This is a genomic window from Streptomyces sp. NPDC091271 (assembly GCF_044757505.1).
In the GTDB taxonomy this organism is placed as follows: Bacteria; Actinomycetota; Actinomycetes; order Streptomycetales; family Streptomycetaceae; genus Streptomyces.
In genome coordinates, this window is the sequence record NZ_JBIVVD010000001.1 from 705,045 (window position 1) to 727,111 (window position 22,067).

Here is a 22,067-nt window from a genome sequence, read left to right on the forward strand (position 1 = left end):
ATGTACGCGACCCAGGCACTGACGCAGCTCGTTCCGTTCGCCGCCGATGAGCTCGACAAGAACAAGGTGACTCCCGGCGTCCTCGGCTTCCTCGTCTTCGCGGCGCTCGCCGTCGGGGTGTGGTTCCTGATGAAGTCGATGAACCGCCACATGGGCAAGGTCGACTTCGAGGAGGCCCCCGACCCGGCGGCGGAGCCCGCGGGCACCGACGGCGGGGCGGAGACGGCCGTCTCCGGCAGCGGGACGAAGGCGACCGCCTCCGGCAAGGGCTGACGCGGCCCGGCCGGGCCGCCGGACCGGGGAGCCGGCCCGGCAGCCCGGCCTCCTGGCGGCCTGCCTCAGGGGCGTACGCCCACCGCTACCCCCATCACCTCGCGGGCGTGCCGGGACGGCGTCAGGCCGAGCCGCCAGGCCTGCCAGCCGTCGTCCAGGTCCACCCCGCGGTTCAGGACGACCCGGAAGGCCTCCGCGCAGTCCTCCAGCTTCGCGTCCCGGAGCGGGTGCGAGGCCTCCAGCAGGTCCGCGAGTTCCTGCTGGGCCACCGCCGTCCCCACCTCGATGCCGCCCGGTGAGGCGTACGGCAGCAGCGTGCACCGCAGGAACGCCGCCCAGTCACCGCCGCGTGCGTCGCCGTACGAGGCGAACAGCGTCATCGCCTCGCCGCAGAGCCCCAGCGCCTGCGCCGCCCGGCTGTTCCCGCCGTCGACCAGGGCCAGCTCCAGACACGTCCAGGCCTCGCCGTGGGCCACCCCGATCCGCCGGAAGTCGGCCCGGGCGTCCACCAGAAGCTGCCTGGCGAAGCCGGAGTTGCGCAGGTTGCCCGTCTGCGCGGCGCGCTGGTCACGCGTGACGCGCCCCGAATGGTGGCGGGCGCACGCCAGCCCGTACACGTCCCGCATCCGGGAGAACATCGTGCGGGCCCGCTCCAGCTCCCGTACCGCCTGGTCGGTGTCGCCGTCCTCCTCCAGCGCCTGCCCGAGGTAGTACCGCGTCCACGCCTCGCCCCGCGCGTCCTCGTTGCCCCGGTGCCGGGCGAGGGCTTCGCGCAGCTGCTCCACCGCCGGCGCGGGGTCGCCGTCGAGGAGCCGGGCGCGGGCCAGCTGGGTCAGGGCCCAGGCCTCCCCGCGCTCGTCCCGGGTGCGGCCGTACAGGTCCAGCGCGGCGGACAGCTCCTCCTCGGCGCGGGCCACCTCGCCGAGGCGCAGACAGACCTGGCCGAGCTGGAAGTGCGACCAGGCCTCGCCGTGCAGGGACTCGCCCTCGCGGTGCAGGGCCAGCGCGGTGTCCAGCAGGGTCAGGGCCTCGGACAGATTCGCCCGGTCGCGCTCGACGGCTGCCAGGGCGTGCAGGGACCAGGCCCGGTCCTCGGCCTGCTCCGGGGAGGCCTGCAGGGCGAGCGCCCCCCGCAGCCGGGCCGACGCCTCGGCCAGATTGCCCTGGTGGTGCAGGGTGATGCCGAGCGAGCAGAGGGCGAGGGCGGCGCCCGCGTCGTTCTGCGCCTCGCGGTAGAGGCCGACGACGGAGGACAGCGTCGTGCGGGCCTTGTCGAGCTCACCGAGCTGCCGGGCCGCGATACCCGTACGCCACTGGACCGACCGCTCCAGGAGCCCCTGGTCGACGGCGCGCGTCAGCTCGCTGATCTCACCGAGCCGGTAGAGGTCACCGCGCAGCAGGCAGTAGTCGCACAGGGCGCCCAGCAGATGGAGCACCGCCGCCTGGTCGACGCCCTCGGCGTGCCGCAGCGCCGAGGTGATGAAGCTCGACTCGTCGTCCAGCCAACGCAGGGCGGCGTCCAGCGAGCTGAAGCCGTGCGAGCCGAACTGCCCGGCACGGGTGGACATCTTGCCGTCGACCATGCGGATCACCGCGTCGGCGAGCTCCGCGTAGTTCTGGATGAGGCGCTCCTGCGCGGCCGTACGGTCGGCCGCCGGCTCCTCGTCGAGCAGCCGGGCCAGGGCGAAGTCCCGTACGAGGTCGTGCAGCCGGTAGCGTGCGCCCCGCACATGCACCAGGAGCCCGGCCCGGGCCAGTGCCTCCAGCAGGCGGCCGGCCTCCTGCTCGTCCGAGGACAGCAGCGACGCCGCCGCGGCGGCCCCGAGGCTGGCCCGCCCGGCGAGGGCGAGCCGCCGCAGCAGCCGGCGGGACGCCTCGGACTGGTCGGTGTAGCGCAGCCACAGGGCCCGTTCGACGGGCGCGACCGGACCGTACGCCCCGAGGGCCGACGCCAGCTCGGAACGGGACCGCGCGCCGAGGGCCGAGCCCGCGACGCGCAGGGCGAGCGGCAGTCCGCCGCACAGCTCGACGACGGTCTCGGTCGACGGGTAGTCGTACGGGCCGTTCTCCTCGTCCTCCGCGGACTCGCGCAGCAACTCCTCGGCGCCCGCCGCCTCCAGACCGCCGACCGGCAGGTGGTACACCCGGGCCGGGATGTCTTCGGGCAGGGCGAGCGGCTCGCGGGCCGTGACGAGGACCAGGCTGTCGGAGCGCTCGGGGACGAGCGTGCGGACCTGGGCGGCGTCGGTGGCGTCGTCCAGGACGATCGTGACGGGTGTTCCCGTCAGATGCTGGTGGTAGAGCTCGCTCAGGCGCCGGACCTGCTGCTCGGCGGAGGACCTCTCCCGGAAGAGCAGCTGCTCGCGCGGTGCCCCCAGCCGGTTGAGCAGGTGCAGCAGGGCGTCCCTGGTCGGCAGCGGGGTGTCGCCGGAGACATCGCCCCGCAGATCGACCACGCACGCTCCGCGGAACTGGTCCTTGAGCGCGTGCGCGGCCCGTACGGCGAGGGTGGTGCGCCCGGAGCCCGAGGCGCCGTGCAGGACGACGACGGTCGGCCTCGTCTCGGTCGCGGCGCGGGCCGCGTGCACCCACCGGGCGATCTGCGCCAGCTTCTCGCGGCGCCCCGCGAACGGGCCCTCCACGGCGGGCAGATGACCGAAGGACTGCTCCAGGACCGACCGGGCGCGCGCGGCCGCGCTGCGGTCACCGCCGCGCAGCTGCGCCACCACGGAGGTGCCCGCCTTCTTCGGCTTACGGGTGGACGCGGTCAGCATGCGCTGCTGGTCGAGGAACGGGCGGATGCCCCGTACCTCCAGGGCCGTCAGCCACTCCAGGCGCAGCTGCTCCGGGCCGCCGGGCTGGTTCCGTTCGCCCGCCCTGCGGTGTGCGGCCGGCCAGTGCGAGGCGGTCGCCCGCGCCACCGTGACCGTCGTCCCCGCGGCGGCGACGACCGCGCCCGCGCCCAGGGCGAGACCGGTCGCGGTGCCCAGCGCCAGATCCGCGCCGAAGGCGGCCGCGGCGGCAACTCCCGTCACCAGCAGCGGAGTTCCCAGAGTCGCTCTGCTGAACCGCGCGGACAGCGGCTGCTGGCCGGCCCCCGCGTCGTCCAGCGCCCGGGTGTACGCGGCGTACTCCTCGGCCGCGCCCGCCGCCATGGTGTCGAGCGCGCCCCGCGCACGGGCCAGCAGCGCGCCGGAGTCCGTCCGGCCACCTGTCCGCCGTGCCTCTTCCTCCACGGCACGTACCAACAGCCGTTCGGCTTCCGCCCGATGGCTGTCCCGCATCCCCATGAATCCCCCTCGTTCCCGACCCTGGCCAGGTCGCAGCCGGATCCCCTGCGTCGACCATCAGTGTCCTCGGTCCGGCGCCCCGGCGACAGGGAGTCCGCGAGACTGCGCCGCCGTGTTCGGCGCGCGGCCGGACGCCGCCGCACCGCGCGAACGGGCGGGGCCCGTCGAGGGCTGTCAGAGGGCTCCCAGGTCCACCGTTACGGAGAAGGGCGCGGCAGCCTTGATTGCGCCGGTGAACATCTCGCCGTCCCTGTAGGCCTTGGTGGCGGGGTCGAGTACGTAGGTGTAGACGATCGGGACACCGGTGGCGGCCTGTTCGACCCGCCAGTAGAAGGGGATGCCGGCCTTGGCGTACTGGTCCACCTTCACGACCCGGTCGGTGGTCTCCGAGCCGGGCGACACGATCTCGGCGACCAGGAGTACGTGTTCGGGGCGGGTGGGTGTGAGGTCGATGGTCTCCGCCCGGTAGACGACGACGTCCGGACGGCGGTTGGTGAGGGGAATGTCCTGCAGCCGGACATCGAAGTCCGTGTCGGCGTTCCAGTCCGGGCCTGCCGCCGCGTCCAGGGCATTGGCCAGGATGCGGGCCAACCGATTGTGCCGCTTGGAGGCGCTCGGGCTCACGACGACCATCCCGTCCACGATCTCGATGCCGGCACACTGCTCCTCGGACCAGGAGTCGTACTGCTCCGCGCTGATCTGCAGGTGCATCCATGCGGGTGCGACCATCTCGGCGGTCATGACACGCCTCCTTCGAGGATGCTCGTCAGTTCCGGTGCTGCTCGGATCAGCCTACTGTCCCCGTGCTGTCCGGGGGGTCGGCCCGCCGCGGCTCCGGGCGGGGGCCGGCGGGCCGAAACTCCGGAGCCCGGTGAGCCCGTCCCCCCGCCCGCACCCCCGGTGCGCAAGGATTGGGGCATGGCCAACCGACTTGCGCAGACCACCTCCCCGTACCTCCTCCAGCACGCCGACAACCCCGTCGACTGGTGGCCGTGGTCGCCCGAGGCGTTCGAGGAAGCCCGCCGCCGCGGCGTCCCGGTGCTGCTCAGCGTCGGGTACGCCAGCTGCCACTGGTGTCATGTGATGGCCCACGAGTCGTTCGAGGACCCGGCCGTCGCCGACTACCTCAACGCGCACTTCGTGCCGGTGAAGGTCGACCGCGAGGAGCGGCCCGACGTCGACGCCGTGTACATGGAGGCCGTCCAGGCCGCGACCGGCCAGGGCGGCTGGCCGATGACCGTCTTCCTGACCGACGACGCCGAGCCCTTCTACTTCGGCACGTACTTCCCGCCCGAGCCCCGCCACGGCATGCCCTCCTTCCATCAGGTCCTCGAAGGCGTCGTGGCCGCCTGGACCGACCGGCGCGAGGAGGTCGCCGAGGTGGCCGGGCGCATCGTCCGCGACCTCGCGGGCCGCTCCCTGGCCGCCGGTGAGGGCGGCCTGCCCGGCGAACCGGAGCTGGCGCAGGCCCTGCTGCGGCTGACCCGTGACTACGACGAGAAGCACGGAGGTTTCGGCGGCGCGCCCAAGTTCCCGGCGTCCATGGTCATCGAGTTCCTGCTGCGCCACCACGCCCGTACGGGTGCCGAGGGCGCCCTGCAGATGGCCGCCGACAGCTGCGCCGCCATGGCGCGCGGCGGGATCTACGACCAGCTCGGCGGCGGCTTCGCCCGCTATGCGGTCGACGGGGAGTGGACCGTCCCGCACTTCGAGAAGATGCTCTACGACAACGCGCTGCTGTGCCGTGTGTACGCCCATCTGTGGCGGGCCACCGGCTCGGACCTGGCCCGCCGGGTCGCCCTGGAGACGGCGGACTTCATGGTCCGCGAGCTGCGGACCACCGAGGGAGGCTTCGCCTCCGCGCTGGACGCCGACAGCGAGGACGCGCAGGGGCGCCACGTCGAGGGCGCCTTCTACGTGTGGACCCCCGCGCAGCTGCGCGAGGTCCTGGGCGAGGAGGACGCCGCCTTCGCCGCCGAATACTTCGGGGTCACCGAGGAGGGCACCTTCGAGGAGGGCTCCTCCGTCCTGCGGCTCGTGCGGACCGGCGAGGAGGGCACCGACGCCGCCCGGGTCGCCGACGTGCGGGCCCGGCTGCTCGCGGCGCGCGAGCTGCGGGTGCGCCCCGAGCGGGACGACAAGATCGTCGCCGCCTGGAACGGCCTCGCGATCGCCGCACTCGCCGAGACCGGGGCGTACTTCGACCGCCCGGACCTGGTCGAGCGGGCCACCGAGGCCGCCGACCTGCTCGTACGGGTGCACATGGGCGACGTCGCCCGGCTCTGCCGTACCTCGAAGGACGGCCGCGCGGGGGACAACTCCGGGGTTCTGGAGGACTACGGCGATGTCGCCGAAGGGTTCCTCGCGCTCGCCTCCGTCACCGGTGAGGGCGCCTGGCTCGACTTCGCGGGCTTCCTGCTGGACATCGTGCTGGAGCGCTTCACCGGCGAAGGCGGGCAGCTGTTCGATACCGCCGACGACGCGGAGCGGCTGATCCGCCGCCCCCAGGACCCCACCGACAGCGCCACCCCGGCCGGCTGGACCGCCGCCGCGGGCGCGCTGCTCTCCTATGCGGCCCACACCGGATCCGAGGCGCACCGCACGGCGGCCGAGGGCGCCCTCGGGATCGTCGGGGCGCTCGGCCCGAAGGCTCCCCGCTTCATCGGCTGGGGGCTGGCGGTCGCCGAAGCGCTGCTGGACGGCCCGCGCGAGGTCGCGGTGGCCGGACCGGTCGGCGGTGAGCTGCACCGCACGGCGCTGCTGGGACGGGCGCCCGGCGCGGTCGTCGCGGCGGGCGAGGTGGCGGACGCGGGCACCGAGTTCCCGCTGCTGGTGGACCGGCCGATGGTGGGCGGCGAGCCGACCGCGTACGTCTGCCGCCACTTCGTGTGCGACGCGCCCACGACGGACCCGGAGGAGCTGGCCGGGAAGCTGGGCGGCTGAGGTGGGCGCGGCGACGTAGGTAGCGCCGAAGGGCCCGGCCGAGGCCGGGCCCTTCGGCGTACGGAGAGGCGGTTACCGCTGGTAGGCGACCAGCGAGATGCCCACGTAGTGCACGATGAACGCCGCCAGCGTCAGCGAGTGGAACACCTCGTGGAAGCCGAACCAGCGGGGCGACGGGTTCGGGCGCTTGAGACCGTAGATGACGCCCCCCGCGCTGTAGAGCAGCCCGCCGACCACGACGAGGACCAGCACGGCGATGCCGCCGGTGCGCATGAAGTCCGGCAGGAAGAACACCGCGGCCCAGCCCATGGCGATGTAGCACGGGGTGTAGAGCCAGCGCGGGGCGCCGACCCAGAACACGCGGAAGGCGATGCCGGCCGCCGCGGCGCTCCAGATCGCCCACATGAGCGGACGGCTTGTGGACGCGGGCAGCAGGAGCAGGGTCAGCGGCGTATAGGTGCCCGCGATGATCAGGAAGATGTTGGCGTGGTCGAGCCTGCGCAGCACGGCCTCGCCCCGCGGGCCCCAGGTACCACGGTGGTAGACCCCGCTCACACCGAACAGCAGGCAGGCGCTGAGTACGTAGACGCCACAGGCGACCTGTGCGCGTGTGCTGTCGGCCAGGGCGATCAGTGTGATTCCGGCGACGACCACCGCGGGGAACATTCCGGCGTGCAGCCACCCGCGCATCCGTGGTTTGACCGGGACGGGGTCGGTGAGCTCGACGGGTCCTGACCCGGGGGCGGCAGAAGTCATATCGGCATGCTACCTACGCTCCCGTAGGTCCCCCGCCCAGTGGCGATGCTCACGTGTGCGGCCCTCTGGACATATGGGCGGGATGGTCGGATGATCAAATGAGTGCGGTCGGCACCGGATGAGCGCCAGGAGAATTCGAAGGGGTAAGCATCCGGGTCGCAGCCCCCACGGGGCCTGACAACACACCCTCTCTACAAGGAGCGATCGTGGCGCGAGACATCGCGGCTCCCCTCACTGTTCCCACTCGGCACCAGGAGCTCGTCTCCTGGGTGGACGAGATCGCGGCCCTCACCCAGCCGGACCGCGTGGTCTGGTGCGACGGCTCCGAGGCCGAGTACGAGCGCCTGTGCGAGGAGCTCGTCGCCAAGGGCACCTTCACGAAACTCGACCCGGTCAAGCGACCCAACTCGTACTACGCCGCCTCGGACCCGAGCGATGTCGCCCGCGTCGAGGACCGCACCTTCATCTGCTCCGAGAAGGAGGAGGACGCGGGCCCGACCAACCACTGGAAGGCGCCCGCCGAGATGCGGGCCATCTTTACAGGGGAAGGAAACAGTTTCGCGGGGGAGAACGGCGTCTTCCGCGGCTCCATGCGCGGCCGCACGATGTACGTCGTCCCGTTCTGCATGGGCCCCGTCGGCTCGCCGCTCTCCGCGATCGGTGTCGAGATCACCGACTCCGCGTACGTCGCCGTCTCGATGCGCACCATGACGCGCATGGGCCAGGACGTCCTGGACGAGCTCGGCACCGACGGTTTCTTCGTCAAGGCCGTCCACACGCTGGGCGCGCCGCTGGCCGAAGGCCAGGAGGACGTTCCGTGGCCGTGCAACTCCACCAAGTACATCTCGCACTTCCCCGAGGACCGCGAGATCTGGTCGTACGGATCCGGCTACGGCGGCAACGCCCTGCTCGGCAAGAAGTGCTACGCCCTGCGCATCGCCTCCGTGATGGCGCGGGACGAGGGCTGGCTCGCCGAGCACATGCTGATCCTCAAGCTCACGCCGCCGCGCGGTGAGTCGAAGTACGTCGCGGCAGCCTTCCCGAGCGCCTGCGGCAAGACCAACCTCGCCATGCTGGAGCCCACGATCTCCGGCTGGACCGTCGAGACCATCGGCGACGACATCGCCTGGATGCGGTTCGGCGAGGACGGCCAGCTGTACGCGATCAACCCCGAGGCCGGCTTCTTCGGTGTCGCGCCCGGCACCGGTGAGCACACCAACGCCAACGCCATGAAGACCATGTGGGGCAACTCCGTCTTCACCAACGTCGCGCTCACCGACGACGGCGACGTCTGGTGGGAGGGCATGACCGAGGAGCTCCCCGCGCACCTCACGGACTGGAAGGGCAACGACTGGACCCCGGAGTCCGGCACGCCCGCCGCCCACCCCAACGCCCGCTTCACCGTCCCGGCCGGCCAGTGCCCGATCATCGCCCCGGAGTGGGAGGACCCGAAGGGTGTGCCGATCTCGGCGATCCTCTTCGGCGGCCGCCGCGCCTCCGCGGTCCCGCTGGTCACCGAGTCCTTCACCTGGCAGCACGGCGTCTTCCTCGGTGCGAACGTCGCCTCCGAGAAGACCGCCGCCGCCGAGGGCAAGGTCGGTGAGCTGCGCCGCGACCCGTTCGCCATGCTGCCGTTCTGCGGCTACAACATGGGCGACTACATGAAGCACTGGGTCGAGGTCGGCGCGGACAAGGCGGACCAGTCGAAGCTCCCGAAGATCTACTACGTGAACTGGTTCCGCAAGAACGAGGCGGGCAAGTTCGTGTGGCCCGGATTCGGCGAGAACAGCCGTGTCCTCAAGTGGATCGTCGAGCGGCTGGAGGGCAAGGCCGAGGGCGTGGAGACCCCGATCGGCATTCTGCCGGCCAAGGGCTCCCTGGACACCGAGGGCCTGGAGCTCTCCGAGTCCGAGCTCGACTTCCTGCTCACGGTGGACAAGGAGGCCTGGCGCGAGGAGGCCGCACTGATCCCCGAGCACCTCAACACCTTCGGCGACCACACCCCGAAGGAGCTGTGGGACGAGTACCGCGCGCTGGTCCAGCGCCTGGGCTGACCCACTTCCGATCCCCGCGGCCGGGCCCTTCCGGCATCCGCCCTGACCTGTGGGGTCCACGGGCCCGCCGCGGCACGGCACCCGGAGCCCCCTCATGGCTCCGGGTGCCGCTCTTTCCGGCGCGTCCGGAACATGTGTGGCACCCGGTCCACGCGTCTTCGCGACCCGTGGACCGGGGCCGTCAGGGGGCGCCGACCAGGGCGGTCGGCGCGGCGGTGGCGGACAGGGCCTCGGCGTGGGCGTCCATGGCCTCGGCCGCGAGGATCGCCACGGCGGTGTCCGCGCGGGACGCGGCCACCACCAGGGCCCGGCCGGCCAGGGCGTGGGCGCGGCGGTGCAGAGCGGCCGGGGAGGCGTCGCTCCGGCCGGCGTGCCGGGCGGGCGGCGCGGAGCGCAGCCGGGCGACCTGCCCGGCGATGCGGTCGCCCATGGCGGCGAGGCCCAGCTCATCGGTGACGGCGAGCAGGGCCGCGAGGTGCCCGGCGAGCTGGATGTCCAGCTCGTCCTCGCGGCTGCGGTGCGGGAAATCGGCGTCGCCGGCCGATGTGTGGACCGACTTGGTGCGGATCGGCTCGTACATGGGTGGCCTCCTGACCGTGCAGTAAAGCCATCCTATCTTGGATTCAGTCTAAAGTTGTGCCCGATCCTGCGATCTCTGGCTCGCTCAGGGCTGGCTGTACCCGTCAAGGAAGTTCCCGATGCGCGTCACGGCGTCGGTCAGGTCCTTGGCCGGCGGCAGCGTGACCACCCGGAAGTGATCGGGCTCCGGCCAGTTGAAGCCGGTGCCCTGCACCACCATGATCTTCTCGGCCCGCAGCAGATCGAGGACCATCTGACGGTCGTCCTTGATCTTGAAGACCTTGGGGTCGAGCCTCGGGAAGAGATACAGCGCCCCCTTCGGCTTCACGCAGGTCACGCCGGGGATCTGCGTCAGCAGGTCGTACGCCACGTCCCGCTGTTCCAGGATCCGCCCGCCCGGGAGCACCAGCTCGTTGATCGACTGCCGCCCGCCGAGCGCGGTCGCCACCGCGTGCTGCGCGGGCATGTTGGCGCACAGGCGCATGTTGGCCAGGATCGTCAGCCCCTCGATGTACGAGGAGGCATGGGCCTTCGGGCCGCAGACCGCCATCCAGCCGGAGCGGTACCCCGCGATCCGGTAGTTCTTGGAGAGCCCGTTGAAGGTGAGCACCATCAGGTCGGGCGCGATGGCGGCGGTGGGGGTGTGCGTCGCGCCGTCGTAGAGGATCCGGTCGTAGATCTCGTCCGAGCAGACGACCAGGTTGTGGCGGCGGGCGATCTCCGTCAGTCCGCGCAGCATCTCGTCGTCGTAGACCGCGCCGGTCGGGTTGTTCGGGTTGATGATCACGAGCGCCTTGGTGCGGTCGGTGATCTTCCGCTCGATGTCCGCGAGGTCGGGCATCCAGTCGGCCTGCTCGTCGCACCGGTAGTGCACGGCCGTGCCGCCGGCCAGGGAGACCGAGGCCGTCCACAGGGGGTAGTCGGGAGCGGGGACGAGTACCTCGTCACCGTCGTCGAGCAGTGCCTGCATCGACATCTGGATCAGCTCGGAGACGCCGTTGCCCAGGTAGACGTCCTCGACGTCGAGGTCGATCCCCTTGGTCTGGTAGTGCTGCATCACCGCGCGGCGCGCGGACAGCAGGCCCTTCGCGTCGCCGTAGCCGTGCGCGCCCGAGAGGTTGCGCAGGATGTCCTCGAGGATCTCCGGCGGACACTCGAAGCCGAACGCCGCGGGGTTGCCCGTGTTGAGCTTGAGGATGCGATGACCAGCGGCTTCGAGCCGCATCGCTTCCTCGAGCACGGGGCCGCGGATTTCGTAACAGACGCCGGCGAGCTTCGTGGACTGGATGACCTGCATGTCTGCGAGCTTACGACCGCGTTTCGCGCGCCGCGTCCGGTTCGCGCGGTGGTTGGTCCCTCCGGGGGTGTGCCACGGCCCGCCGGGTCTTCCATCGCCATGCAGCCCCGGCCGCGGACCGTGGGAACGGCCGGTCCGGGCGGGGCCGCGGCTTGGAATGCGGGCGTGAGCGGCGGCACCGGGTGAGATGCGCCACCCTGGTCAGCCGGGCAGGACGGTCCCGTCCGGGAGGCGTACGCCGAAGTCCTCGGCCAGCACCCGCAGCACCTCGGCGGAGTCGCTCAGCTCCCGCTCCGCGACCGTGCCGTCGTCGGCGGTCTCCACCAGGGTCCGCCCGGAGAGGGCGCGGTGCAGCCCCGGCAGGGTGCGCTGGGCGTACACCGCCTGCCGGAACGGCGAGCGCGGGTTCGTCGCGATGTGCCAGTTGATGACCTCGTAGTCCGGGGCCTCGAACGGTTCCAGGGTGAATTCGTACTGCGGCTCCCAGTAGCCGCCCTTGTCCGTCTGCAGCTCCCACATCTCCAGCGGGCCGTCGTGCGGGGCGTGCACGAGCCGGTGGCGGCGCGGGGTGTCGAGCAGCTCGGTGTCCACCACGAGCGGGATCGGCTCCAGCAGCGCGCCGTGCGAGCCGAAGCCGACATCGGCCAGCCAGGGGGTGGGCTCACCCTCCACGTCCACCTGCATCAGCATGTGCGTACGGGGCCGGACGTCACCGGGCGCGGCGCCCACCACCACCCGTGCGGTCAGCAGCGTCACCTGGAACCCGAGCTGGGTCAGGGCGGCGGTGAGGAGGGTGTTGTGCTCGTAGCAGTACCCACCGCGCTCACTGCGGACGAGCTTCCTCTCCAGGTCCGGGAGCGCGAGGGACGGGGCGCTGCCGAGGAGGGGCTCCAGATTCTCGAACGGGATGCCCAGCATGTGGGCGCGGTGCACGGACCGCAGCACCTCCACGGTGGGGCGGCGCTCCCCGGACCAGCCGATGCGGGCGAAGTAGGCGTCGAGATCGAGTGTCATACCCCGACACTACGCAGAGACCTCAAGGGTTTCTCAAATGCCCTGGCTGCACAGGAGATGGGGGAACGCGGCCCACGTGTGTCATGCGGCGAGTGCCGACCCCCGCTCCGCGGACACGACCGAGCCGCTCTGGGGACGCCCACCACGTGCGCCGGGTCCGCCAGGAAGCCGATGCCGGTCAGCGGGTCGCCCCGGAGCGCCACCAGGTCGGCGTGGGCTCCCGGCTCCAGGGTCCCGATGTCACCCCGCATGCCGAGGAGTTCGGCTGCCGTGGAGGTGGCCGCGCGGATCACGTCGATCGGCTGCTGCACCTCGGCGAACCCCGTGACCGGCGTCCTGCTGGGCACGCTGGCCGCGGGCGAGGTGCTCACCGTGCGCCAGCTGGGCGGGCTGGTCCTGGTGCTGGCCGGGGTCGTCCTCGGGCGGCCTGTCGCCAGGAAGGTCCGCGCGGCACGGGCGGTGAGCCCGGTGCGCTGACGGTTCACCGGCTTGTTCTCGCCCCTTGTGGGGGCTCTCTCCGTAAGAAAGCATGCGCATGTCAAAACCGGAAGAGCTCCGGCCACAGACGCATACGGAGGGGACCCCCCACATGAAGAAGCCTCTCATCGGCACGCTTTTTGCTGTCCTGTTCCTCGGCGCGGGCATCGCACCCGCAACCGCGGCCACCGGACCGGACACCGCCGAAGTCCGCGTGGAGGCGGTCGACTTCGCCGGAACGGTCGCACTCAGCAACTGCTCCGGCTCGGTCGTACGGACACCGTCGTCGCAGCCGGGCGACCCGGCCCTCGTGCTCTCCAACGGCCACTGCCTGGAGTCCGGCTTCCCCGGCCCGGGCGAGGTCGTGCTCGACCAGGCCTCGACCCGGAGCTTCACCCTGCTGAACGCGGCGGGCAGCGGCGTCGGCACCCTGCGCGCCGACAGGGTCGCGTACGGGACGATGACGGACACGGACGTCTCGCTCTACCGGCTCACCAGCACGTACGCCCAGATCGAGAGCGGCTACGGCATCGAGGCGCTGGAGCTCGACGCCGGACGCCCGGCCCAGGGCTCCGCCATCACGGTCGCCTCGGGCTACTGGAAGCGCACCTACAGCTGCGGCATCGACGGCTTCGCCTACCGGCTGAAGGAGGGGGCCTGGACGTGGAAGGACTCCATCCGCTACACCTCCGCCTGCGAGACCATCGGCGGCACGTCCGGGTCGCCCGTGATCGACGACGCGACCGGCAAGGTGGTCGCCGTCAACAACACCGGTAACGAGGACGGGCAGCAGTGCACGGACAACAATCCGTGCGAGGTCGACGAGAACGGCACCGTCACCGTCCGCGAGGGCATCAACTACGCCCAGCAGACGTACGGCATCGTGCCGTGCATCGGCAGCGGCAACCGGATCGACCTGGACCGGGCCGGGTGCGCGCTGCCCAAACCCTGACCCGGGACGCCGCCCCCTGGAGCCGTACAGGATCCTGCCAGGAGGTTGGCAGCAGGCTGCCGCGCGCAGCCGTCCCACGCCGGTGCCCCCGCTGCCGGACTGACGGCTGTTCCCCCGTGACGCGCCGGCTGATGCCGTGACACACCTCGGTCCGCCGGGGAACAGGCCGGCGGACCGAGGTGGTTCAGGTGCCGTGGGAAGTGGTGTGGTCACGCGCGCTGAGGGGCCGACAGGGGGCGCGAGCGGTCAGACCGCCCACCTGCTGCAGTTGGCGGCGGAGGACCAGGCGTGGCCGCTGATGCTGTTGTTCGCCGCAGCGCCGGTGGTGAAGGAGTCGCCCAGGAGGCTGGAAGCCCAGCCCTCGGACCGGCTGAGGCAGATGTGCCCGCCGGTGCCGCCGGTGCCGTTGTAGAACTTGACCTCGTAGCTGTTGCCGTTGTTCAGGACCGATGACGCCTTGTTGGTGTCGCCGCCCTGGAAGCTCAGCGCGGAGTCACCCCAGTTGGAGTCGTCACCGGACGCGTGGCCGAGGTGGCCGCTGCAGTTGGTGCTGTCGTACGCGTACATGTAGCCGGAGAGGGCGCCGGCCATGGCGTCGGAGCAGTCCGCCGCCTGGGCGGAGGTGGCGGGGACGAGGGCGCCGAGGGATGCCACGGCGACGGTCGTGAGGGCAGCGAAGGCCTTACGCATGAGGTGGTTCTCCTTCATGTGTCGGTGTGAATTCATCCGCGACCGTTGGGCCGCGGAAACCTGTGAGTCACTCGCCGGTGAGATTCCGGGCCCGGGAGAGCGCGGCAAGTCCCATGCGCTGGTAGGCGGCATTTTCCTTGCCGTACTTCTTCAACAGGGCGGACCGGTGTTCCCGCTCGAGCCGGCGCGCGGTCTTTCCGAGATTCGTCTTCACGGCGCACGTGGCCTCGGCCACCGCCAAGTCGACTTCGTAGGCCTGTGCCTCTGGCGAGCTCATTCCCGCGGTGTTCGCGGCGCGCTTCTCGCGGATCTCGTCCGGCGAGGAGAACGGTCGGCCGGCTTCCTTCATGCAGTGCGACCAGGCGCTGACCGTCTTCTTCATCCGCTTGTCCGCGAGGATGCGCGGGACATAGAGCGGGGTCAGGCTCGTGACGGTCTTCCTGGCCTTGAACCAGCCCTCGAGGTCTCCGTAGAGGTGGGTCCGGGCCCCGGCCCAGCAGCCCGTCCGGGGGGTCTCGATGGCACCTCCGGCCGGCAGGTCCACGCTCAGTACGTCGTCGTAGTCGCCGTTGAGGGCTGTGTTGTAACGGATGCGGTCCTTCCGCGGGAGCGCGTTGGGGAACCGGACGTTGGGGTGCTCGCTGCGTTCCTTCTCGGCCGCCTCGTCGAAGGGCCGGCCGTAGCCGTACTTCCTCGCCCACGCGATGTCGTCGATCACATAGCGTCCCGCTTTACGGGCGTCGACACCCGCCACCGGTCCCACCCAGTACGAGAATCCCTTGTTCTCCATGCACTCCTTGACGAGTGCGTATTCGGCGTACTCGATTTCCATCTCCTCGGGGACGGTCAGATCCCGGAGTTCGCTGTCCGAAATCGTGACCGTGTCCCTCTTCGACGGCTTTGGCGAGTTCGTCCCGGCATCCGTTCCTGCACCACAGCCCGCCGTGATGCAGGCAGCCGCCACGGCGGCAACGGATATGGAGAATGTCCGCCTCATGTGATGCACGCTCCCTACGGCTGACGCGGCGTCCGAGCCACATTCGGCGATCCTTTTCCGGACCTGCCATGGACCTTAGGGTCATCGCGGAATTCGGAATGTGTCATCCGTGCACGGAACTTTGTCAGTGGTGCACCGCGTCGAGGGGGCGCCGAACCGGCGAGGACCGGCCCCGCGTGTCGCGGCCGAACCCGTTGCACGGCGTGAGGGACTCCCGACACACTGCCGCCAGGAACCGACGCGCCGAGGGGGAAGATATGGGGCAACGGACCGAAGCGTTACCGGGCCGGCTCTGTGATCGGAGCAGACGGAGGTCTGCCGCATGAGCCCGGCCCTGGACACCGCGCTCATACCGTCGCGGGACCGGGAAGAAGTGGTCCGGAACGCGGTATGGAAGTCCATGGTGGCAATCGATATCGACCACGGCCCTCCGGCCGAGGACATCGACGTCCGCTTGGGTCTCGGCACCGTGGGGCCCATCAAGATCTGCTCGGCGCGGGCGACCGCGGTCAGGATGCGTCGGACGGAGCGGCTCGCCCGCGAGGACGAGGAGCCGGCCGTCTCTCTCGGTGTCCAGATGACGGGCAGCAGCATGGTGGTGCAGAACGGTCGCGAGTGCCTGCTGAGGCCGGGGGACTGCGTCGTCTACGAATCGATCTCTCCCTACACCCTTCTCTTCGACGAGGGAGTCGACCACCGCTTCATCCGGTTTCCCCGCGCGGTACTCGCGCTCCCGGACCGATTACTACGAGACGTCACCGCGGTCCCCCTGGGATCCGGCAACCCCGTCGCACGCCTCGCCTTCACCTACTTCTCCCAACTGGCCGTCAGTGACGAACTGCACCGGGGTGTTCACGCCGACTCGGTCGTGGAACCCAGCGTCGGACTCCTCCGTGCCGTCCTGACGTCCCAGTACGGCGACTCCGGCCTGGCGAGGGGCCCGTTGGAAGCCACACTCAGCCTGCGGATCACCCAGTACATCCGGTCCCACCTGGCTGATCCCGGTCTGTCGGCGGCACAGATCGCCGCCGCGCACGGCATCTCCGTACGTCATCTCTACGTGGTCCTGGCGCGGTCGGGGATCAGCCTCGGAGACTGGATCCGTACACGCCGTCTGGCCGAATGCAGGCGGGAGCTGGCCGGCCCGAAGGGGCGGCTGCGGACCATCGCGGCGATAGGCCGGAGTTGGGGCTTCGTGGACGCGACCCACTTCAGCAAGGTGTTCAAGCGGACGTACGGAGTCTCGCCTCGGGCCTGGCGCGAGCAGAACCACGCCCGCTCCCGCACGTGAGGGTCTCCGTGCGGTCGCGATTCGCGTGACCGCACGGAGACGATCCGGCCGTCGTCACCCCGTGGTGGTGCCGCCCGTGCTCCGTACCGACCGGCCCGCCAGGACGGACGTCCGCCTGCCGTCCTCGATGACGAAGCGGCCGTCGATCAGGACGTGCGGGAGGCCCACCGGCAGGGTGCGCGGCTCGTCGAAGGTCGAGCCCGCCGCCACCGTGGCCGGGTCGAAGAGGACCAGGTCCGCGCGGTAGCCCTCGCGGACGTATCCACGGTCCGGCAGGCGCAGACGGGCGGCCGGGCGGGACGTGAGGTGCGCGACGCACTCCTCCAGCGTCAGGATGCCCAGCTCCCGCACGTACCGGCCGAGGTACTGGGGGAACGTGCCGTACGCGCGGGGGTGCGGCTTGTCGCCCTGGAGGATGCCGTCGCTGCCCCCGGTGTGCACCCGGTGGCGCATGATCTGCCGGACGTTCTCCTCATGGCCCACGTGCTGGAGGATCGTCGTGCCCAGCCGGTCCTCGACGAGCAGCCGACGGGCCGTCACCCAGGGCTCCTCGCCACGCAGCCGGGCGGACTCGGCCACCGTACGGCCGACGTATCCGGACAGGTCCGGTGAGCCGACGCCGGAGATCTCGATCCTGTCCCACTCGATCGGGACGCCGTGGCAGCCGTCGGACCCCACGACCTCGACGACGTGACGGATCCGCTCGGCCGTCTCCCCGTCGGCGAGCCGGGTCAGGACCGACTCCGGCCCGCCCTCGTTCGCCCAGCTCGGCAGCATCGCCACGAGGGTCGTGCAGCCGGGCGTGTACGGATAGGTGTCGAGCGAGATGTCCGCGCCCGCCGCGAGCGCCTTGTCCAGGAGGGAGAGGAGCTCGGGGGCCTTGCCCTTGTTCACGCCGAAGTTCATGGTGGCGTGGGCGAGATGGAGGGGGCAGCCGGCGTCGCGGGTGAGCTGCACCATCTCCTCGTACGCCTGGAGCGCTCCCGCCCCGTACGAGCGGTGATGCGGGCAGTAGTAACCGTCGTGCGCCGCCACCACCCGGCACAGCTCGGTGAGTTCGGCGTCCTTCGCGTACATCCCGGGGGTGTACGTCAGGCCCGAGGACATGCCGACCGCGCCCTCGGCCATGCCCTGGGCGACGAGCTCCTTCATCCGGTCCAGCTCGGCGTCGGTGGCGGGGCGGTCGTCCCAGCCGACGGCGAGCATCCGGACGGTGCCCTGCGGGATGAGGTAGGCGGCGTTGACGGCGATGCCCTGGCCGCCGAAGTTGCGGTCGAGGCGGTCCAGATAGCCGCCGACGGTGCGCCAGTCGAAGTCGATGTCGCTGCCGTCGCCGTTCCAGCCGGCGATGGAGCGGCGGACCTCGGCGAGGGTGCGGTCGTCGGCGGGGGCGTACGACAGACCGTCCTGGCCGAGCACCTCCAGGGTGACGCCCTGGGCGGCCTTCGCGCTGTGGTCGGGGTCGCGCAGCAGCGCGAGGTCGCTGTGCGCGTGCATGTCGATGAAGCCCGGCGAGAGCGCGAGGCCGTCGGCGTCCAGGGTGCGGGCAGCGGTGGGGCGGGGGCCGTCGCCCTCCCCGCGGATCTCGGTGATCCGGCCGTCCGTGATGCCTACGTCGGCGCGGTAGGAGGGGGCGCCGGTGCCGTCGACGACGCGGGCGTCGCGGATGACCAGGTCCATGGGAGTCGCCTTTCGAGGGGTGGGGGAGGGGGCGGGAATCAGAAGAACGTGCGGATGTACTCCGTGACCGTGCCGTCCGCCTCGACCAGCGGGATCAGCTGCCACTTGTCGAACGACGTGCAGGGATGCGAGAGCCCCATGCCGATCCAGTCGCCGACCTCCAGCTCGGCGCCCTCCTCCGTACGCACCCAGCCGTGCTGGTCGGACAGCCCGCTGACGGTGATTCCGGTGGCCGGCCGCACCGAGCCGTCGCGCGCGGAGCGGACGACCTGCGCCTCCGGGAGGTCGATGTCGTAGGCGGCATCACGCTTGCCGGCGTTGACGAAGGCCTGCTCGGCGGTGGGGCGGGAGACGACCTGGGCCCAGAGGCGGAAGGCCGGCTGGAGCGTGCCCTCCTCGGGGATCCGGTTGAAGGGGGTGAGGTGGCGGTAGTGGCCGTCGTCGTGGCTGACGTACGCGCCGGAGCGCAGCAGCTTGAGGACGGGCCGGCTCAGCGCGGGGATCCCGGCGAACACATCGGCGACCGCGTCGAACCACGCGCTGCCGCCCGCGCTGACCAGGATCTCCTCGCCGTCGGCGAGCGCGGTGAAGCGGCCGGCCGCGTCGAAGTCCGCTGCCAGCGCGACGAGCCGGCGCAGCCACTCCCGTACGCGCTCGGGGGACGCGTCCGGCACCTCGCCCTCGTAACCCGCGACGCCGACCAGCCGCAGGGTGGACGTGGCCGCCACCGCGTCGGCGACCGCCGCGCAGTCGGCCTCCGTGCGGGCGCCGGTGCGGGCGCCCTCGCCGGCGCCCAGCTCCACCACGACGTCGACGGGGCGCCCGGCACCCGCCGCGCGCAGGGCCTCGTCCATCAGCTCGACGCCGCGCACGGAGTCCACGTAACAGGCGAACGTGAAGTCCGGATCGGCGTCCAGCTCACCGGCCAGCCAGCGCAGCGCCACCGCGTCGACGAGCTCGTTGGCCAGGAAGATCCGCGCGATCCCGTAGGCCCGGTACACCCGCGCCTGGTGGGGCACGGCGGCGGTGATGCCCCAGGCGCCGTGTTCCAGCTGGCGGGCGAAGAGCTGCGGGGACATCGACGTCTTGCCGTGCGGCGCGAAGGCCAGACCGTGCCGCTCGGCGTACGTCTCCAGCAGGACGAGGTTCGCCTCGAGCGACTCGGCGGACAGGGCCAGCACCGGGGTGGTGAAGCCACCCGTGAACAGATTGCGGCGCTCGGCCGCCAGCGCGCCCACCGTGAGGCCCTCCGCGTCCGGCGGCAGCGCCTTGAAGCGGTGGTCGACCCGTTCGCCGGCGAGTGCCGTCACGGACTGTTCGGGGGACTGCTCGGCGGCCAAGGGGATCTCCTCGGGGGAAGTAGGCGTTGCATCATGTGCAACAGGCGTTGCGTATATCGCTCAAGGCTGTCTAACATCCGAGCCGATGCCGGGTCAATGGTGACCACCGGCGCCCGACGACCGACCACGAGGAGCCCAGAGTGCCCGGATCCGCAGCCAGGACAGCCACCGCGGACGTCGTCTGCCTCGGCGAGTCCATGGTGACGTTCCTGCCCTCGCAGCCGGGCCGCCTCGCCGACGTCCCCTCCTTCGGCCGGGGCATCGGCGGTGCGGAGTCCAACGTCGCCTGCGCGCTCGCCGCTGCGGGCCACCGGGCGAAGTGGGTCGGCCGGGTCGGCGCCGACGGCTTCGGCGACCACCTGGTCGACACGATCACCGGCTACGGCGTGGACACCTCCGCCGTCCGCCGCGACCCGGGCCGCCCCACCGGCATCTACTTCCGCACGGCGACGGACCGGGCCACCGACACCCACGAGGTCGCCTACTACCGGGCCGGCTCCGCCGCCTCCGCGATGTCCCCGCACAACGTCCCGTACGAGGACCTCCTCGACACCCGCGTCCTGCACCTGTCCGGTATCACCGCCGCGCTCTCCGCCGACTGCCTGGCCCTCCTCCACGACCTCACCGCCCCTCGCGAGGGCCGCCCCCTGATCTCCTTCGACGTCAACCACCGCCCCGGCCTGTGGCGCGACGGCGAGGCCGGCCCGGAGGTCCTGCTCGACCTCGCCCGCCGCTGCGACCTCGTCTTCGTCGGCGACGACGAGGCGGAGGAGGCCTGGGGTGTCCACGGCACCGAAGCCGTCCGCGCCGCCCTCCCGGAGCCGGACGTCCTCGTCGTCAAGCGGGGATCGGACGGCGTCACGGTCTTCTCCAGGACGGGCAGCGGCACGGACACCGTCACCACCGTCCCCTCCCTGCGCGTCGACGTCGTCGCCGCCGTCGGCGCGGGTGACGCCTTCGCCGCGGGTTTCCTCTCCGCCACCCTGCGCGACCTGCCCGTACGCGACCGTGCCCGGCACGGCCACCTCATGGCAGCCGCCGTCCTCACCGTCCCCGGCGACCTCACCGGCCCCCCGCCCCGGGCGTACGCCGACCGGCTCGCCGCCCTGGACGACGAGGCCTGGGGCACACTTCGTCTCGGCCCCGGCTGGACAGCCGCCGCCGGGGCGAACGAGGAGGTACGAGTCACATGAGCCAGACCGTCGACCGCGCGCTGAGCATCCTGCCGCTGCTCGCCCAGGGCCCCGCCGACCTCGGCCAGGTCTCTACCCAGCTGGGCGTCCACAAGTCCACGGCGCTGCGCCTGCTCCGCACGCTCCACGAGCACGGACTCGTCTACCGCCAGGAGGACCAGCGCTACCGCCTCGGCGCCCGGCTCTTCGCGCTCGCGCAGGAAGCCGTCGAGAACCTCGACGTGCGCGAGATCGCCCACAGCCACCTCGTCGCGCTCAACGAGCAGTGCGGGCACACCGTCCACCTCGCGGTGTACGAGGAGAACGAGGTCCTCTACATCGACAAGGTCGAGAGCCGCTACCCCGTGCGGATGTACTCACGGATCGGCAAACCCGTCGCGATCACCGTCGCCGCGGTCGCCAAGCTGCTCCTCGCCGACCTCGCCGAGCCCGAACGGCGCGCCATCGCCGAACGGCTCGACTACCCCATGTACACGTCCCGTTCGCTCCCGAACGCCGGCGCCTTCCTCAAGGAACTCGCCGTCGTACGCGAACAGGGCTGGGCCACCGACCTCGGCGGCCACGAGGAGTCCATCAACTGCGTCGGCGCCCCCATCCGGGGCGCGGACGGGCGCGTCGTCGCGGCCATGTCGGTGTCCGCGCCGAACGTGGTCGTCACGGCCGAGGAACTCCTCACCCTGCTCCCCGTGGTGCGCCGCACCGCGGAGACCATCAGCCGGGAGTACTCCGGCACCGCCCCCACCAAGAAAGCCTGAACCGCCATGACCGAGAAGACCGCCCTCACCCCCAGCACCCACACCGCCCCGCCCGCCAAGTTCTCGCACGGCGTGAAGAAGGGGAACATCCTCCAGGTCGCCGGTCAGGTCGGCTTCCTGCCCGCCGTCGAGGGCCAGGCCCCCACCCCGGCCGGCCCGACGCTGCGCGAGCAGACCCTGCAGACCTTCGCCAACGTCAAGGCGATCCTGGAGGAGGGCGGCGCGAGCTGGGACGACGTGATGATGATGCGCGTGTACCTCACGGACGTCGACCACTTCGCCGAGATGAACGCCATCTACAACGAGTACTTCGAGGAGCAGGGCCTCAAGGCCCCCGCCGCCGCACGTACGACGGTGTACGTCGGCCTGCCCAAGGGCCTGCTCATCGAGATCGACGCGCTCGCGGTCCTCGGCTGATCACCTGATCCGCCGGCCCGGCGATCCGCCCCCGGAGAGCCGGCACCCCTGAACCGCCACCTCACGGCA

Annotated in this window: 20 protein-coding genes; 9 read left to right on the forward strand and 11 right to left on the reverse strand. The window is 71.5% G+C overall.

The features are described from left to right. A complete protein-coding gene (locus ACIQM3_RS03525; RefSeq protein ID WP_401618169.1) occupies nucleotides 1-273 on the forward strand; it encodes a hypothetical protein in 273 nt (90 codons plus the stop codon). A gap of 65 nt (nucleotides 274-338) precedes the next feature. Here the strand turns inward: ACIQM3_RS03525 and ACIQM3_RS03530 are convergent, their stop codons facing one another. Next, complete coding sequence (locus ACIQM3_RS03530) at nucleotides 339-3,557, reverse strand: tetratricopeptide repeat protein (RefSeq protein ID WP_401619970.1); 3,219 nt, start codon at nucleotides 3,555-3,557, stop codon at nucleotides 339-341. 180 nt (nucleotides 3,558-3,737) lie between these two features. Further along, entirely contained in the window at nucleotides 3,738-4,304 is a 567-nt protein-coding gene (locus tag ACIQM3_RS03535) for a Uma2 family endonuclease (RefSeq protein ID WP_401618172.1), read from the reverse strand. A gap of 177 nt (nucleotides 4,305-4,481) precedes the next feature. On the opposite strand from ACIQM3_RS03535, the gene ACIQM3_RS03540 reads away from it, so the two are divergent. After that, complete coding sequence (locus tag ACIQM3_RS03540) at nucleotides 4,482-6,506, forward strand: thioredoxin domain-containing protein (RefSeq protein ID WP_401618175.1); 2,025 nt, start codon at nucleotides 4,482-4,484, stop codon at nucleotides 6,504-6,506. A 72-nt stretch (nucleotides 6,507-6,578) separates the two neighbouring features. Here the strand turns inward: ACIQM3_RS03540 and ACIQM3_RS03545 are convergent, their stop codons facing one another. Then, entirely contained in the window at nucleotides 6,579-7,262 is a 684-nt protein-coding gene (locus ACIQM3_RS03545; RefSeq protein WP_401618178.1) for a hemolysin III family protein, read from the reverse strand. Between the two features lie 206 nt (nucleotides 7,263-7,468). On the opposite strand from ACIQM3_RS03545, the gene ACIQM3_RS03550 reads away from it, so the two are divergent. Then, a complete protein-coding gene (locus ACIQM3_RS03550) occupies nucleotides 7,469-9,316 on the forward strand; it encodes a phosphoenolpyruvate carboxykinase (GTP) (protein WP_401618181.1) in 1,848 nt (615 codons plus the stop codon). A 181-nt stretch (nucleotides 9,317-9,497) separates the two neighbouring features. Here ACIQM3_RS03550 and ACIQM3_RS03555 read toward each other — a convergent pair whose 3' ends face one another. The 4 genes from ACIQM3_RS03555 to ACIQM3_RS03570 form a co-directional block, all read right to left on the reverse strand. Beyond that, nucleotides 9,498-9,896: a hypothetical protein gene (locus ACIQM3_RS03555; protein WP_401618184.1), complete on the reverse strand. Its 399-nt coding sequence runs from the start codon at nucleotides 9,894-9,896 to the stop codon at nucleotides 9,498-9,500. An 84-nt stretch (nucleotides 9,897-9,980) separates the two neighbouring features. Then, nucleotides 9,981-11,192 carry a pyridoxal phosphate-dependent aminotransferase gene (locus ACIQM3_RS03560; RefSeq protein WP_104788609.1) on the reverse strand — a complete coding sequence of 404 codons (1,212 nt, stop codon included), beginning with the start codon at nucleotides 11,190-11,192 and terminating at the stop codon, nucleotides 9,981-9,983. Nucleotides 11,193-11,393: 201 nt separating this feature from the next. Next, a complete protein-coding gene (locus ACIQM3_RS03565) occupies nucleotides 11,394-12,206 on the reverse strand; it encodes an arylamine N-acetyltransferase (RefSeq protein ID WP_401618187.1) in 813 nt (270 codons plus the stop codon). After that, nucleotides 12,203-12,457, reverse strand: coding sequence for a hypothetical protein (locus ACIQM3_RS03570; RefSeq protein ID WP_401619973.1), 255 nt, complete (start codon nucleotides 12,455-12,457; stop codon nucleotides 12,203-12,205). Before ACIQM3_RS03570 ends, ACIQM3_RS03565 begins: the two co-directional genes overlap by 4 nt. Nucleotides 12,458-12,476: 19 nt before the next feature. On the opposite strand from ACIQM3_RS03570, the gene ACIQM3_RS03575 reads away from it, so the two are divergent. Together ACIQM3_RS03575 and ACIQM3_RS03580 are read left to right on the forward strand one after the other, a co-directional pair. After that, a complete protein-coding gene (locus ACIQM3_RS03575; protein ID WP_401620057.1) occupies nucleotides 12,477-12,683 on the forward strand; it encodes a hypothetical protein in 207 nt (68 codons plus the stop codon). Between the two features lie 112 nt (nucleotides 12,684-12,795). After that, a complete protein-coding gene (locus ACIQM3_RS03580) occupies nucleotides 12,796-13,635 on the forward strand; it encodes a serine protease (RefSeq protein ID WP_401618190.1) in 840 nt (279 codons plus the stop codon). A 246-nt stretch (nucleotides 13,636-13,881) separates the two neighbouring features. Here ACIQM3_RS03580 and ACIQM3_RS03585 read toward each other — a convergent pair whose 3' ends face one another. Together ACIQM3_RS03585 and ACIQM3_RS03590 are read right to left on the reverse strand one after the other, a co-directional pair. Beyond that, the gene (locus ACIQM3_RS03585) at nucleotides 13,882-14,325 is read right to left on the reverse strand and encodes a peptidase inhibitor family I36 protein (protein WP_401618192.1); all 444 of its coding nucleotides are present in this window, start codon (nucleotides 14,323-14,325) and stop codon (nucleotides 13,882-13,884) included. 67 nt (nucleotides 14,326-14,392) lie between these two features. Further along, on the reverse strand, nucleotides 14,393-15,157 hold the full coding sequence (locus tag ACIQM3_RS03590; protein WP_401618195.1) for a hypothetical protein: 765 nt from the start codon (nucleotides 15,155-15,157) through the stop codon (nucleotides 14,393-14,395). Nucleotides 15,158-15,644: 487 nt separating this feature from the next. On the opposite strand from ACIQM3_RS03590, the gene ACIQM3_RS03595 reads away from it, so the two are divergent. After that, entirely contained in the window at nucleotides 15,645-16,613 is a 969-nt protein-coding gene (locus tag ACIQM3_RS03595; RefSeq protein WP_401618198.1) for a helix-turn-helix domain-containing protein, read from the forward strand. A gap of 54 nt (nucleotides 16,614-16,667) precedes the next feature. On the opposite strand, the gene ACIQM3_RS03600 is transcribed toward ACIQM3_RS03595, so the two are convergent. Beyond that, nucleotides 16,668-18,293, reverse strand: coding sequence for an amidohydrolase family protein (locus tag ACIQM3_RS03600; RefSeq protein WP_401618200.1), 1,626 nt, complete (start codon nucleotides 18,291-18,293; stop codon nucleotides 16,668-16,670). 38 nt (nucleotides 18,294-18,331) lie between these two features. Further along, the gene (locus tag ACIQM3_RS03605; protein ID WP_401618202.1) at nucleotides 18,332-19,633 is read right to left on the reverse strand and encodes an alanine racemase; all 1,302 of its coding nucleotides are present in this window, start codon (nucleotides 19,631-19,633) and stop codon (nucleotides 18,332-18,334) included. 140 nt (nucleotides 19,634-19,773) lie between these two features. Here ACIQM3_RS03605 and ACIQM3_RS03610 point away from each other — a divergent pair, with 140 nt between their 5' ends. Genes ACIQM3_RS03610 through ACIQM3_RS03620 form a run of 3 tightly spaced genes read left to right on the forward strand, consistent with a single transcriptional unit; the run spans nucleotide 19,774 to nucleotide 21,998 of the window. Continuing rightward, nucleotides 19,774-20,826 (forward strand): sugar kinase, encoded by a 1,053-nt coding sequence (locus tag ACIQM3_RS03610; RefSeq protein WP_401618204.1) that lies wholly within the window; start codon nucleotides 19,774-19,776, stop codon nucleotides 20,824-20,826. Next, complete coding sequence (locus ACIQM3_RS03615; RefSeq protein WP_401618207.1) at nucleotides 20,823-21,581, forward strand: IclR family transcriptional regulator; 759 nt, start codon at nucleotides 20,823-20,825, stop codon at nucleotides 21,579-21,581. Before ACIQM3_RS03610 ends, ACIQM3_RS03615 begins: the two co-directional genes overlap by 4 nt. Nucleotides 21,582-21,587: 6 nt before the next feature. Further along, complete coding sequence (locus ACIQM3_RS03620; protein WP_104788630.1) at nucleotides 21,588-21,998, forward strand: RidA family protein; 411 nt, start codon at nucleotides 21,588-21,590, stop codon at nucleotides 21,996-21,998. Nucleotides 21,999-22,067: the final 69 nt, after the last annotated feature.

Coding starts and splice junctions, on each gene's coding strand:
- ACIQM3_RS03525 (WP_401618169.1), top strand. CDS start 1: ATGTACGCGACCCAGGCACTGACGCAGCTCGTTCCGTTCGCCGCCGAT.
- ACIQM3_RS03530 (WP_401619970.1), bottom strand. CDS start 3,557: ATGCGGGACAGCCATCGGGCGGAAGCCGAACGGCTGTTGGTACGTGCC.
- ACIQM3_RS03535 (WP_401618172.1), bottom strand. CDS start 4,304: ATGACCGCCGAGATGGTCGCACCCGCATGGATGCACCTGCAGATCAGC.
- ACIQM3_RS03540 (WP_401618175.1), top strand. CDS start 4,482: ATGGCCAACCGACTTGCGCAGACCACCTCCCCGTACCTCCTCCAGCAC.
- ACIQM3_RS03545 (WP_401618178.1), bottom strand. CDS start 7,262: ATGACTTCTGCCGCCCCCGGGTCAGGACCCGTCGAGCTCACCGACCCC.
- ACIQM3_RS03555 (WP_401618184.1), bottom strand. CDS start 9,896: ATGTACGAGCCGATCCGCACCAAGTCGGTCCACACATCGGCCGGCGAC.
- ACIQM3_RS03560 (WP_104788609.1), bottom strand. CDS start 11,192: ATGCAGGTCATCCAGTCCACGAAGCTCGCCGGCGTCTGTTACGAAATC.
- ACIQM3_RS03565 (WP_401618187.1), bottom strand. CDS start 12,206: ATGACACTCGATCTCGACGCCTACTTCGCCCGCATCGGCTGGTCCGGG.
- ACIQM3_RS03570 (WP_401619973.1), bottom strand. CDS start 12,457: ATGCGGGGTGACATCGGGACCCTGGAGCCGGGAGCCCACGCCGACCTG.
- ACIQM3_RS03580 (WP_401618190.1), top strand. CDS start 12,796: ATGAAGAAGCCTCTCATCGGCACGCTTTTTGCTGTCCTGTTCCTCGGC.
- ACIQM3_RS03585 (WP_401618192.1), bottom strand. CDS start 14,325: ATGCGTAAGGCCTTCGCTGCCCTCACGACCGTCGCCGTGGCATCCCTC.
- ACIQM3_RS03590 (WP_401618195.1), bottom strand. CDS start 15,157: ATGGAAATCGAGTACGCCGAATACGCACTCGTCAAGGAGTGCATGGAG.
- ACIQM3_RS03595 (WP_401618198.1), top strand. CDS start 15,645: ATGAGCCCGGCCCTGGACACCGCGCTCATACCGTCGCGGGACCGGGAA.
- ACIQM3_RS03600 (WP_401618200.1), bottom strand. CDS start 18,293: ATGGACCTGGTCATCCGCGACGCCCGCGTCGTCGACGGCACCGGCGCC.
- ACIQM3_RS03615 (WP_401618207.1), top strand. CDS start 20,823: ATGAGCCAGACCGTCGACCGCGCGCTGAGCATCCTGCCGCTGCTCGCC.
- ACIQM3_RS03620 (WP_104788630.1), top strand. CDS start 21,588: ATGACCGAGAAGACCGCCCTCACCCCCAGCACCCACACCGCCCCGCCC.